The organism is Solihabitans fulvus (genome assembly GCF_008386585.1).
GTDB lineage: Bacteria > Actinomycetota > Actinomycetes > Mycobacteriales > Pseudonocardiaceae > Solihabitans > Solihabitans fulvus.
This window is the reverse complement of the sequence record NZ_VUOB01000022.1, coordinates 63,797-76,348: the sequence shown is the minus strand read 5'-3', so window position 1 is coordinate 76,348 and position 12,552 is coordinate 63,797. Positions and strand designations below refer to the sequence as shown.

Here is a 12,552-nt window from a genome sequence, read left to right as displayed (position 1 = left end):
GCTTTGGTTGTCTGAGCAACCACAGTGCGAGGATGCCGGTATGACGAGCAGGGAGCGGGCCGCCGAGCTGGACGCCGTCGACGAGCTGGCCGGGCTGCGCGAGCGGTTCGCCCTCCCGGCCGACGTGATCTACCTCGACGGCAACAGCCTCGGCGCGCTGCCGGCCAGCACGCCTGCCCGGCTGGCCAGGGTCATCGAGCACGAGTGGGGCGAGCGGCTCATCCGCTCCTGGAACGAGGCCGACTGGTTCACCACGCCCGCGCGGGTGGCCGGCAGGCTCGCGCCGCTGATCGGCGCGGACGCCGACGAGGTCGCGGTGGCCGACTCGACCAGCGTCAACCTGTTCAAGCTGCTGGTCGCGGCCTGCCGGCTGCGGCCCGGCCGCCGCACCCTGGTGCTCGAACGCGGCTCGTTCCCCACCGACGTCTACATCGCCGGCAGCGTGGCCGAGCTGCTCGGCGGCGAGCTGCGCCTGGTGGACGGCCCCGACGACCTGCCAGACGCGCTGGACGAGACGGTCGCGGTGCTGAGCCTGACCCACGTGGACTTCCGCACCGGCGCGCTGTGGCCGGCACGGGAGGTCACCGCGCAGGCGCACCGCGTCGGCGCGCTCGCCATGTGGGACCTGTGCCACTCGGCCGGCGCGCTGGACGTCGACCTGCACGGCTGGGGCGCGGACCTCGCCGTCGGCTGCGGCTACAAGTACCTCAACGGCGGCCCCGGCGCGCCCGCGTTCTGCTTCGTGGCAAGGCGCCACCAGGACGGGCTGGCCACGCCGCTGCCCGGCTGGCACGGCCACGCCGAGCCGTTCGCGATGGGGCTGGACTACGCGCCCGCGCCAGGGATCGGCCAGCTCGCGGTCGGCACCCCGCCGATGCTCTCGCTGATCGGCCTCGACGAGGCACTGTCCACTATGGACGGCGTCAGCGCGAAGTCGCTGCGCGCCAAGGGGCAGCGGTTGACCTCGCTGTTCATCGAGCTGCTCGACCAGTGGTGTCCCGACCTCGTCCTCGCCTCGCCGCGCGACCCACGATCGCGGGGCAGTCAGGTCTCCTACCGGCACGCGGACGCCTACCCGCTGGTGCAGGCGCTGATCGAGCGGGGCGTGATCGGCGACTTCCGGGAGCCCGACATCGCCAGGTTCGGCTTCGCGCCGGCATATCTGCGGTTCGTGGACGTGTGGGACGCGGCGAGACACGTCCGCGACGCCCTCGCGGCCGGCGAGCACCGGGACCCCAGGTTCGCGGCGCGCGGCGCGGTGACCTGACCACCACCCGAAAATCCGTATCGCCCGATCCGCATCAGGGCCACACTGGCCTGCATGGCCGAGAAAACCCGGCAAAGTCGCGTCACCGACGATCTCGTCGGGCTGATCGGGGTGGTGGTCACGGCGGTCGGCCTTGCCGGCATCGTGTTACTGCTCAGCCTCAGCCCCGGCAGCAGTATCGGGCGTCCCGGCGACCAGCTGGCCGTGACGTGTTCCCCGGTGCTGAGCTGGTTCGACACTGTGGCCGAGTCCTATCCGGAGGCCTGCGGCCGGGCCAGGGCGGCGACGCTCGGCTACGCGCTGCTGGTCGCCATCCCCACGGTGGTCGCCGCTGGCGCGCTCACCTCGCGGGCGGTCGCGCGGGTCGTGCTCACCCGAGCCGGCGGACCAACCGCACCACGATCGACCTGACGGCCAGCCAGAACAGCGCGGCCACGCCGTAGTCGACGAGCACCCGCAGCTTCGCGTCCGATGGCGTGAACAGGTCGCGGAAGCCGAGCGCCAGGGTGTCCGCCCAGCTCGACACGAACCGGGTGATGCCGTTGTCGGGGTTCGCGCCGCCCATGGTCAACACCACGTGGGCCACCAGGATCACCGCGAAGACCAGGCCGACCCAGCTCAACACCCCGGCGACGACGCCGACGATCCGCCCGCGAACCGCCGCGCCGCCGCCCGCTGTGCGTGCCTCGTGCTCAGCCATGGTCGGAGTCTGGCACGCGTCGCCCGGTTTGGCTACGCGCCAGTAACAAGTTCGTAGCCTGCCGGCTCACCGCTCGTCGCCGGCCAGGTCACCGCGCCAGAATGCGCGCGATGGCGCCCGTCACGACCAGCCAGAACACCGCGGCCAGGCCGTAGTTGAGGATGACGCCGAGGTCGTAGCTCGACGGGTTGAACAGGCCGGGGAAGAACAGCGCCAGCGGCTCCGCCAGCGTCTGGACGAACTTGAAGAAGCCGTTGGCCTGGTCGGCGCCCAACACGATGAGCAGGATGTACACCACTTCGATGACGGCGAAGATGGCACCGACCGCGCTGACAATCCGCGCGGCGGTGCCAAGGCCGCTTGTGCCGTGCCATCTGCGAGTTGTCATGCTCAGGCAGTGCCCGCGCCCCGAGCGGACCAAACCCGCCGAGTGGCCCAACTGGGAACACCCGTCCACCATCTGAGACTGCGGAGTGGCCTGTTCGGCCGGCGTCTGGTTACCCTGGGCGACGTGGCGCGTGTCCTCCTGCTTCGCCGCCGTGACGGGGTCTGACCAGACCGGCTCCCCGTCGCGGGGTTCAGCGATGCCGCCGGTCGTCTCGTTCCGGCCGCACCAGGAGCTGACCAGAGCATGACCACCAGCAAGGACGCCTACACCTCCGGCACCAGCCGCATCCGCCCGCCTGCCCGCCCGGCCCCCGCCGACCAGCCTGCCTGGAACACCCAGCGCGGCAGTTCGATGCCGGTACACCGGTACCGACCCTACGGCGAGGTGGTCGAGCCGGTGTCGCTGCCCGACCGCACCTGGCCGGAGCAGCGCATCACCAAGGCCCCGCTGTGGTGCGCGGTCGACCTGCGCGACGGCAACCAGGCGCTGATCGACCCGATGTCGCCGGCCCGCAAGCGCAAGATGTTCGACCTGTTGGTGCGCATGGGTTACAAGGAGATCGAGGTCGGTTTCCCCGCGGCGAGCCAGACCGACTTCGACTTCGTCAGGGAGATCATCGAGGACGGCGCGATCCCCGAGGACGTCACGATCCAGGTGCTCAGCCAGTGCCGTGCGGAGCTGATCGAGCGGACCTTCGAGTCGCTGCGCGGCGCGGCGCGGGCGATCGTGCACATCTACAACTCGACGTCCATCCTCCAGCGCAGGGTCGTGTTCAAGCAGGATCGGGACGGCATCAAGAAGATCGCCACCGACGCGGCGCGGCTGACCGTCGAGCTGGCCGCGCGGCACCCCGAGACCGACTTCCGCTTCGAGTACTCCCCCGAGTCCTACACCGGCACCGAGCTGTCCTACGCCGTCGAGGTGTGCAACGCGGTCACCGAGATCTGGCAGCCGACGCCGGAACGGCCGGCGATCATCAACCTGCCGGCGACCGTGGAGATGGCCACCCCCAACATCTACGCCGACTCCATCGAGTGGATGAGCCGGAACCTGGCGCGGCGCGACTCGGTGATCCTGAGCCTGCACCCGCACAACGACCGGGGCACCGGCGTCGCCGCGGCCGAGCTCGGCTACCAGGCTGGCGCGGACCGGATCGAGGGCTGCCTGTTCGGCAACGGCGAGCGCACCGGCAACGTCTGCCTCGTCACGCTGGGCATGAACATGGTCAGCCAGGGCATCGACCCGCAGATCGACTTCTCCGACATCGACGAGATCCGCCGCACGGTCGAGTACTGCAACCAGCTGCCCGTGCCCGAGCGGCACCCCTACGGCGGCGACCTGGTGTTCACCGCGTTCTCCGGCAGCCACCAGGACGCCATCAAGAAGGGCTTCGAGGCGCTGGAGGACGCGGCGAAGGCCGCGGGCCAGCACGTGGACGACTACCCGTGGGAGGTCCCGTACCTGCCCATCGACCCGAAGGACGTCGGCCGCAACTACGAGGCCGTGATCCGGGTGAACTCGCAGTCGGGCAAGGGCGGCGTCGCGTACCTGATGAAGACCGAGCACCACCTGAACCTGCCCAGGCGGCTCCAGGTGGAGTTCTCCAGGGCGATCCAGGACCTGGCAGACGCGCACGGCGGCGAGATCGGGCCGAAGGACCTCTGGGACGCCTTCTCGACCGAGTACCTCGAGCCGGTCAGCCCGCTGAAGCTGGTGCGGCACAAGGTGTCCGGCGACGGCAGCGGGCACGAGGAGATCACCGCGACCGTGCGCGTCGACGGCGAGGAGCACGAGATCACCGGCTCCGGCAACGGACCGATCGCCGCGTTCGTGGACGCGCTGGCGAGCGTCGGCTACGACGTGCGGGTGCTGGACTACACCGAGCACGCGCTGTCGGCCGGCGACGACGCGCGGGCCGCCGCGTACCTGGAGTGCACCGTCGGCGACCGGGTGCTGTGGGGTGTCGGCATCGACAGCTCGACCGTCACCGCGTCGCTGCGGGCCGTGGTCTCCGCGACCAACCGAGGCTCCCGCTAGGCACGAAGACGTGCGGAGGCCCGTGGTTCGCGGTGAACCACGGGCCTCCGCAGGTGCTCAGCCGCTGATGGCGGCGGCGTGCTCAGCCGCTGACGTCGGCGGTCTCGGCCGGCTGGTGCTTTCCGGCGCGGCGCTTCATGATCAGCGCCGAGGTGATGCCGACGACGACGGCCGCGACCAGGCCGATCCAGGAGAACTTGCCGAGCCACTTCTCCGCGACCATGCCGAGGTAGTAGACGACCGCGGTAGTGCCGCCCGCCCAGGCGATGCCGCCGAGCGCGTTGGCGATGAGGAACTTCCAGTACGGCATCTTCAGCGCGCCGGCCAGCGGCCCGGCGAAGATCCGCAGCAGCGCGATGAAGCGGCCGACGAACACCGCCCACATGCCCCACCTGTCGAACGCCCGCTTGGCGGTGTCGACGTGGTTGGGGCCGAAGTGCTTGGGGAACTTCCTGCCGAGCTTGTCGAACAGCGGCTCGCCGAAGCGGTGCCCGATGGCGTAGCCGATGGAGTCGCCGACGATGGCGCCCGCGCTCGCGCACGCGCCGACCAACAGCGGGCTGACCCCGGTGTGCTTGGCCGCCAACAGGGCCGCGCCGATGAGCACGATCTCGCCGGGCAGCGGGATGCCGAGGCTCTCGATGCCGATGACGCCAGCCACCAGCAGGTAGACCGCCAGCGGCGGGATCGTCTCTAGCCAACCGTTGATGTCCACGCAAGTCCCCGGGGTCGATGAGTGCTGCTGTCATCGTGCCAGCACACGAGGGCCGATACCCCCGATCGGGCGAATTCCAGCCCGAAGTATCAGACGGGCGCGACGAAAGGCGACCGGGCGGACGACGGCGTCATCCCGGGGTAGGAAACCGGAGTCGGGCTCGGATCGCGACGCGGGCCCGCTCGTAGGCGAGCGGGTCGTCGTGCAGCAGCGAGAACAGGTTCGCCGCGTCGAGGAAGGCCGTCAGCTCGAAGCAGAGCTGCGCGGGATCGGTGTCGGCGGCGAGTTCGCCAAGCTGGGCCGCTTCGCGCACGCACGACTCGACCAGGCGGGTCCACTGGCTGCCGGACTCGGTGATGGCGTCGCGCACCGGGCCGGGCCGCGCGTCGAACTCCGCCTGCGCGGCGAAGAAGAAGCAGCCGCCGGGGAACACCCGGTCCTGCGAGTAGCGCAGCCAGCGGTCCAGCAGCGTGCGGAGTCGGTCGAGGCCGGGCGCAACCTCGAGCGCGGGCCGCACCACGTGGTCGTCGACGATCGCGCGCGCGGCCCTGATCGTGGCGAGTTGCAGCTCCTGCTTGGCGCCGAAGTGCGCGAACACCCCGCTCTTGCTGACCTGGAGGTCGGTGGCGAGCCGGCCGATGGACAGGCCGTCGAGGCCCTCGACGGAGGCGATGTCGACGGCGCGGCGCAGGATCGCTCGCCGGGTCGCGTCGCCCCGCTGGATCCGCCCGTCCGTGCTCGCCTCGATCACCGATCCACCGTATCCCTGTTGACGGCCACGCTCCGCAAAAGTAATAGTACGATCGTTCGTACAACTTGAGGAGTGCCGTGGACTACCGAGAGCTGGACCGTCGCGCCGTGGAAGCCTCGCGGGCGGTCGTCGCCACCGTGACCGTCGACCAGCTGGAGCTGCCGACCCCGTGTGCGGCCTGGAACCTGCGCGAGCTGCTCGTGCACCTGATCGACCAGCACCGGGGCTTCGCCGCGGCCGCGCGCGGCAACGGCGCGGACCTGTCGGCGTGGCGGGGCGCCGAACTGGGCGACGATCCGGTCGCGGCCTACGACCGGGCCGCCGACGAGGTGCTCGCGGCCTTCGCCGAGGTCGACGACCTCGACCGGATGTTCGAGCTGCCCGAGTTCGGCCAGCCGTTCCCGGCCAAGTACGCGATCGGGTTCCACTTCATCGACTACGTCGTGCACGCCTGGGACGTCGCGCGGACGGTCGGTATCCCGCACGGCATCGACGAGGACCTGGCCGTCGCGGCGTGGCCGATCGCCGACCGGGTGCCGACGGAACTGAGGCCCGGCCAGGAGAAGCGCGCGTTCGAGCGCGCCCTGCCGGCCGTCGCGGACGCGGCGCCAATGGATCGACTGCTCGCCCGCCTCGGCCGCAACCCGGCCTGGGCTCCCTGACCCGTTCGTGCGTGGAAACCCGGCGACCAGGCCGGTTTCCACGCACGAACGGCGGGGAACTAGACGATCTCGGTGACCGACGCCGGCGTGCTGATCTCGATGTCCGAGGACAGGTCGGTCGCGATCACCTCGGCCCGCACCTCGTGCGGCAGGATCCGGCCTTCGCGGATCTCCTCCGCGTAGTGGCAGGCCGCCTTGTGCCCCGGCAGGATCTCCCGCAGCACCGGGCGTTCCGTGTCGCAGCGCTCGGCCTGCCGCCACGGGCACCTGGTGTGGAACCGGCAGCCGGTCGGCGGGTTCGCCGGCGAGGGCAGGTCGCCGGCGAGCAGGATCCGCTCGCGGCGGTCCTCGATCTCCGGGTCCGGCACCGGGATCGCCGACAACAGCGCCCGCGTGTACGGGTGCAGCGGCTCGGCGTAGAGGTCGTCCGAGTCGGCCTCCTCGACCATGCCGCCCAGGTACATCACGCCGATCCGGTCGGAGATGTGCCGCACCACCGCCAGGTCGTGCGCGATGACCAGGTAGGTCAGGCCGAACTCCTGTTGCAGGTCCTCCAACAGGTTCACCACCTGCGCCTGCACCGACACGTCCAGCGCGGACACCGGCTCGTCGGCCACGATGAGGTCCGGCTTCACCGCGAGCGCCCTGGCGATGCCGATGCGCTGGCGCTGGCCGCCGGAGAACTCGTGCGGGTACTTGCGCAGCGAGGTCGAGGCGAGGCCGACGGCCGACAGCAGCTCGCGCAGCCGCTTGCCGGTCGACTCCGTGCCCTCGTCAAGGCCGTGCGCCCGCATCCCCTCGACCAGGATCGACTCCACCGACTGGCGCGGGTCGAGCGAGGACATCGGGTCCTGGAAGACCATCTGCATCCTGCGCCGCATCAGCCGCAGCGACTCGCCCCTGAGCGTGGACAGGTCGGTGCCGTCGAACACCGCGCGGCCCGAGGTCGGCTCGACCAGCCGCAGCAGCGCCCTGCCGAACGTGGTCTTGCCGCAGCCCGACTCGCCGACCAGGCCGTAGGTCTCGCCGCGCCTGATCGACAGGTCGACGCCGTCGACCGCGTAGACGTAGCCGACGGTGCGGTCCAGGATCACGCCCCGTTTGATCGGGAAGTGCACCTTGAGGTCGTGCACGGAGACCAGCGATTCGTCCACAGTGGACGGATCGGCGGCCTGCTCGGTCGCCGACGTCATACCGAAGCCTCCTCGGTCTCGGCGGCAGCGGGCTGCACCGGGTTGTGGCAGCGCAGCAGCCTGCTGCCCCGCCACTCCTGCTCCGGCGTCACCTCGCGGCACACGTCCAACGCGTTCGGGCAGCGCGGCGCGAACGCGCAGGCGCTGTCCCACGGGATGTTGTCCGACACCGAGCCGGTGATCGGCATCAGCCGCTCCCCGCGCGGCGCGTCCAGCCGGGGAATCGAGGCGAGCAGCCCGTGCGTGTAGGGGTGTCTCGGCTCGGCGAACAGCTCGTGCCGCTCGGCGCGCTCGACCACCCTGCCGCCGTAGAGCACGTTCACCTCGTCGCACAGCCCGGCGACCACGCCGAGATCGTGCGTGATCATGATCAGCGCGGTGCCGGTGTCCTGCACGAGTCCCTTGAGCAGGCTCAGGATCTGGGCCTGGATGGTGACGTCGAGCGCGGTGGTCGGCTCGTCGGCGATCAGCAGCCTCGGCTTGCACGCCAGCGCCATCGCGATCAGCGCGCGCTGCCGCATGCCGCCCGACAGCTGATGCGGGTACTCCGAGATGCGCCGGTTCGGGTCGGGGATGCCGACCTTGTCCAGCAGCCCGGCCGCCTCGGTCAGCGCCTTCTTGCGGGACATGCCCTGGTGGCGTTCCAGCACCTCGGCCACCTGCACGCCGATGGTGATCACCGGGTTCAGCGAGGACAGCGGATCCTGGAACACCATGCCGAGGTCGCGGCCGCGCCGGTCGCGCATCTGGTTGCCGGACAACCGGAGCAGGTCGGTGTCCTCGAACTTCACCGAGCCCGTCACGGTCGCGCCGCGCTTGGGCAGCAGGCCCATGATCGCCAGCGAGGTCACCGACTTGCCGCAGCCGGACTCGCCGACCAACCCGACCGTCTGGCCCGGTTCGACGTCGAAGCTCACCCCGTCGACGGCGGTGAACGGTTGTTCGCCCCTGCGCTGGAAAACGACGGTGAGGTCACGAACTTCGAGCAATGCCATCGCGGATCACCGCCTGTTCTTCGGGTCGAGGGCGTCCCGCAGCGACTCGCCCATCAGCGTGAAGCCGAGCGCGACGATGATGATGCAGGCGGCAGGCCAGAACGACAGCGCCGGGTGGCTGTCCAGCACCTCCTGCGAGGTGCCGAGCATCTGACCCCACTCGGGAATCGCGTCGTTCGGGTTGCCGAGCCCGAGGAAGGACAACGCGGCCGCGTCGATGATCGAGGTCGCCAGCACCAGCGTGGACTGCACGATCACCGGGCCGAGCGAGTTGGGCACCATGTGCCGGAACACGATCTGGCCCGGCTTCACGCCGAGCGAGCGCGCCGCCAACACGTGGTCGCTGCCGCGCTGGGCGAGCATCGACCCGCGCAGCAGCCGCGCGAAGATCGGGATCTGCACGGTCGCCACCGCGATGATCACGGTGAACTGGTTGGGGTGCGCGAACAACGCGCCGATGGAGAACGCCAGCAGCAAGCTGGGGATGGACAGCATGACGTCCACGATCCGCATCACCAGCGAATCGACCCAGCCGCCGATCGCGCCGGCCAGCGTGCCGAGCACCAGGCCGCCGGTCAGGCCGAACAGGGTCGCCAGCACGCCGACCATCAGCGTCTGCTGCGAACCGACCAGCAGCCGGGAGAAGAAGTCCCTGCCCTGGAGGTCGCCGCCGAGCGGGTGGCCCGGCTGGGCGGGCGGGATCTCGTTGCGCGCCTTGACGACCTGGTCGATGAGGTCGCGCGCGGACGGGTCGTGCGGCGCGATGAGCGGCGAGATCGCCGCGACGAGCACGAACAGCAGCGTGATGCCGAGCCCGACGAGGAAGACCGGGTTTCGCCGCAGTCTCCGCCAGGCGCTGGCCGCCAGGCTGACGCCCGAGTCGTCCACGGAGGACTTGGCCAGGGCGTCGATGCGGTCCTTCTTGGTGGCTCCGAGTGCCATGTTCGCCCCCTCCTCAGCGGGTCCGGATGCGCGGGTCGATCAGCGCGTAGGACAGGTCGACGAGCAGGTTGACCACGACGTACACCATCGCCGCCATCATGATCAGCAGTTGCAGGACGGGATAGTCGCGCCGCTCGAAGCCGAGCGCGAGCGCCTGCCCGACGCCGGGGAAGGCGAACACGTTCTCGGTGAGCACCGCGCCGGCAAGCAACGCGCCGGTCTGGAGGCCGATCGTGGTGACCACCGGCAGCATCGCGTTGCGCAGCACGTGTCTGCGCCGGATCAGCTGCGCGGTCAGGCCCTTGGACTCGGCGGTGCGCACGTAGTCCTCGTCGAGCACGTCGAGCACGGCGGCCCTGGTGATCCGGAAGACCACCGCGAACGGGATGGTGCCAAGCGCGATCGCCGGCAGGATCAGGTGTCGGAAGGCGTCCCAGGCGGCGTCCCACTCCTGGGTGATGATGCCGTCCAGCACGAAGAACCCGGTGACCCGCGTGGCGTCGGTGACGCTCTGCCGGCTGTCCGAGGGAAGCACCCCGAGCTTCACCGCGAAGATGTACTTCAGCAGGAAGGCCAGGAAGAAGACCGGCACGGCGATGCCGACCAGCGAGCCGATCACGGTGGCGTTGTCGAACCAGCCGCCCCGGCGCTTCGCCGCCATGTAGCCGAGCGGAATGCCGAAGACCACCGCGATGATGATCGCGAAGACGCTGAGCTCGATGGTCGCCGGGAACCGGGTCAGGAACAGGTCCATCGCCGTGGTGCCGGGCTGCACTCCGTTGGAGGTGCCGAAGTTCCCGGTCAGCGCACGGCCGAGGAACTTCAGGTACTGAACGAAGATCGGCTGGTCGAGGCCGAGCTGAACGATGAGGTCGTGCCGCGACTCGGGCGTCGCGCGCTCTCCCAGGAGGGCCGAGACCGGGCCTCCCGGGAGAGCGCGCAACCACGCGAACACCAGCAGCGACAGCACCAACAGCACGACGACCATCTGGAGCAGTCGTCGAACGGTGTAGCGGAGCACGTCGTTACCCCGTTGGTTGTCGGTCAGCCCTTGCTGACCGAGCCGAATCGCTCATCGGTCAACGGGCTGGGCACGAGACCCTTGATGTCGGACTTGAGCACCAGGGCGGGCGGCGAGTGCGAGACCGGCACGGCCGGCAGGTACTCGCCCATGACCTTCTTGTTGATGTCCTGGTACAGCTGGGTGCGCTTGTCCTTGTTCGGCTCGGCGTCGGCCGCCTTGATGCTGTCGGCGAGCGACTGGCCCCACGGGGAGGCGCCGGTGGTGAGCCGGTTGTCCGGCGCGCCGAAGAACTGCGCGAGGAAGTTGTCCGGCGTGTTGAAGTCACCGGTCCAGCCGAACAGGAACAGGTCGGCCTGCGCCTGGTCGATGCCGTCGATGTAGCCGCCGTTCCACGGCTTGGTGACCGCGTTGGTCTTGATGCCGATCTTGGCGAGGTCGGCCGACAACGCGCCGAAGATGTCCTTCGGGCTCGGCATGTACGGCCTGGTCACCTCGCTTGGCCACCAGAAGTTGAGCGTGAGGTCGGTGGCGCCGGCCTCCTTGAGCAGGCTCTTGGCCTTCTCCGGGTCGTAGTTGTACTTCTGCACGTCCGGGGTGTAGCCGGTGACCGTGTCGGGGATGAACTCGTCGGCGACCTTGGCGCCCTCGGGCAGCTGCGACTTCACCAGCTGCTCGCGGTTGATCCCGTACGCGATGGCCTGGCGCACCTTGAGGTCGCGCAGCTGCGGCACGTTCTTCTGGTTGATGCCCAGGTACAGGATGTTGAACGCGGGCCGGATGGCCACGTTGAAGCCGGCCTTCTTGAGCTGGTCCCAGTCGGCCGCGTTCGGGAAGTCGTAGCCGTCGATGTCGCCGGCCTGCAACGCCTGCTTCCGCGCGGTCTCGTTCGGGATGATCTTGAAGACCAGCTTGTCCAGCTTGACCTTGTCACCCGCGTAGTCGTCGTTCTTGACCAGCTCGACGGTGTTGTTGGCCTTGTCGTACTTGCCGAACTTGAACGGCCCGGTGCCGGTCGGGTGCTCAAGGGCGTAGGACGGGTACGTGAAGCTGTCGCCCTGCGCCGTCACGTTGTCCGCGTCGTACTTCTTCATCGCGGTCGGGCTCTGCATGACGAACGACGGCAGACCGAGCACGTCGGGGAACTTCGAGGTGACCGCGGTCAGCTCGATGACGGCCGTCTTGGCGTCCTTGGCCGTGCAGGACTTGTAGAGCGAGGGCTTGGCGCCGTCGGAGAAGCCGCCGAAGTTGTCGACCCAGTACTGGGAGACCGCGTCGCTCTGGGCTGCGCCCTTCTGGCCGTACCAGCGGTTGAAGTTGGCGCAGACCGCGTCGGCGTTGAAGTCGGTGCCGTCGTGGAACTTGACGCCCGTCTTCAGCGCGAACGTCCAGGTCTTGCCGTCGGGGCTGGAGTCCCACTTCTCGGCGAGGTCGGGCTGCGCCTGCGCGGTGCCCGGCTTGAAGCCGACCAGGCCCTGGAACATCTGGCGCGCGACCCGGAAGGTCTCGCCGTCGGTCGCGTAGAACGGGTCAAACAGCTTGGGCGCACCCGCCGCCCCGAAGGTCAGCGTGCCGCCGACCTTGCCGGACCCGTTTGAGGTGTCCGCGCTGCGCTGGGACTGCGCGCAGGCGGAAAGGGAGAGAGCCACTACGCCTGCCAGGCCGACCAAGGCCAGGCGGCGGCGCTGGGCCGTTCGGTTTTGGAGCATCTGGCACCCCTCGGACGTTCGACTTCTCACGGTGTGGTCGCCGACACTAACCGGTTCACGTACGCGTTCCTAAGGTAGCGAAGGTCACGATCCGGCCACGCGAAGTGCCTTCTCAGTACTTTTCGGGCATGGCCTGCGGACCGTGCGTGACGACTTCCACACCGAGTGCCAA

General features: G+C 69.6%; 13 protein-coding genes. 4 read left to right on the top strand and 9 right to left on the bottom strand.

The features are described from left to right. The first annotated feature begins 40 nt into the window (after window positions 1-40). Both kynU and F0L68_RS13080 read left to right on the top strand, forming a co-directional pair. Entirely contained in the window at window positions 41-1,267 is a 1,227-nt protein-coding gene (gene kynU / locus F0L68_RS13085) for a kynureninase (protein WP_149849802.1), read from the top strand. Between the two features lie 54 nt (window positions 1,268-1,321). After that, the gene (locus F0L68_RS13080) at window positions 1,322-1,678 is read left to right on the top strand and encodes a hypothetical protein (RefSeq protein ID WP_149849801.1); all 357 of its coding nucleotides are present in this window, start codon (window positions 1,322-1,324) and stop codon (window positions 1,676-1,678) included. On the opposite strand, the gene F0L68_RS13075 is transcribed toward F0L68_RS13080, so the two are convergent. Both F0L68_RS13075 and F0L68_RS13070 read right to left on the bottom strand, forming a co-directional pair. Then, window positions 1,638-1,967, bottom strand: a complete 330-nt coding sequence (locus F0L68_RS13075) for a hypothetical protein (RefSeq protein ID WP_149849800.1) — start codon at window positions 1,965-1,967, stop codon at window positions 1,638-1,640. The genes F0L68_RS13080 and F0L68_RS13075 overlap by 41 nt on opposite strands. Window positions 1,968-2,055: 88 nt before the next feature. After that, window positions 2,056-2,355, bottom strand: a complete 300-nt coding sequence (locus F0L68_RS13070) for a hypothetical protein (RefSeq protein WP_149849799.1) — start codon at window positions 2,353-2,355, stop codon at window positions 2,056-2,058. 243 nt (window positions 2,356-2,598) lie between these two features. On the opposite strand from F0L68_RS13070, the gene leuA reads away from it, so the two are divergent. Next, complete coding sequence (leuA, locus tag F0L68_RS13065; protein WP_149849798.1) at window positions 2,599-4,392, top strand: 2-isopropylmalate synthase; 1,794 nt, start codon at window positions 2,599-2,601, stop codon at window positions 4,390-4,392. Window positions 4,393-4,474: 82 nt separating this feature from the next. On the opposite strand, the gene F0L68_RS13060 is transcribed toward leuA, so the two are convergent. Further along, window positions 4,475-5,107: a DedA family protein gene (locus F0L68_RS13060; RefSeq protein WP_149849797.1), complete on the bottom strand. Its 633-nt coding sequence runs from the start codon at window positions 5,105-5,107 to the stop codon at window positions 4,475-4,477. Between the two features lie 130 nt (window positions 5,108-5,237). Beyond that, on the bottom strand, window positions 5,238-5,858 hold the full coding sequence (locus F0L68_RS13055) for a TetR/AcrR family transcriptional regulator (RefSeq protein ID WP_223198749.1): 621 nt from the start codon (window positions 5,856-5,858) through the stop codon (window positions 5,238-5,240). A 77-nt stretch (window positions 5,859-5,935) separates the two neighbouring features. Here F0L68_RS13055 and F0L68_RS13050 point away from each other — a divergent pair, with 77 nt between their 5' ends. Then, window positions 5,936-6,520, top strand: a complete 585-nt coding sequence (locus tag F0L68_RS13050) for a TIGR03086 family metal-binding protein (protein WP_149849796.1) — start codon at window positions 5,936-5,938, stop codon at window positions 6,518-6,520. A gap of 59 nt (window positions 6,521-6,579) precedes the next feature. On the opposite strand, the gene F0L68_RS13045 is transcribed toward F0L68_RS13050, so the two are convergent. The 5 genes from F0L68_RS13045 to F0L68_RS13025 are packed head-to-tail and all read right to left on the bottom strand — an operon-like array spanning window position 6,580 to window position 12,380. After that, window positions 6,580-7,713, bottom strand: a complete 1,134-nt coding sequence (locus tag F0L68_RS13045; protein WP_149849795.1) for an ABC transporter ATP-binding protein — start codon at window positions 7,711-7,713, stop codon at window positions 6,580-6,582. Continuing rightward, window positions 7,710-8,708, bottom strand: coding sequence for an ABC transporter ATP-binding protein (locus F0L68_RS13040; RefSeq protein WP_149849794.1), 999 nt, complete (start codon window positions 8,706-8,708; stop codon window positions 7,710-7,712). Before F0L68_RS13040 ends, F0L68_RS13045 begins: the two co-directional genes overlap by 4 nt. A gap of 6 nt (window positions 8,709-8,714) precedes the next feature. Further along, a complete protein-coding gene (locus F0L68_RS13035) occupies window positions 8,715-9,650 on the bottom strand; it encodes an ABC transporter permease (protein WP_149849793.1) in 936 nt (311 codons plus the stop codon). Between the two features lie 13 nt (window positions 9,651-9,663). After that, the gene (locus F0L68_RS13030; protein ID WP_149849792.1) at window positions 9,664-10,671 is read right to left on the bottom strand and encodes an ABC transporter permease; all 1,008 of its coding nucleotides are present in this window, start codon (window positions 10,669-10,671) and stop codon (window positions 9,664-9,666) included. 23 nt (window positions 10,672-10,694) lie between these two features. After that, a complete protein-coding gene (locus F0L68_RS13025; RefSeq protein WP_149849791.1) occupies window positions 10,695-12,380 on the bottom strand; it encodes an ABC transporter substrate-binding protein in 1,686 nt (561 codons plus the stop codon). Window positions 12,381-12,552: the final 172 nt, after the last annotated feature.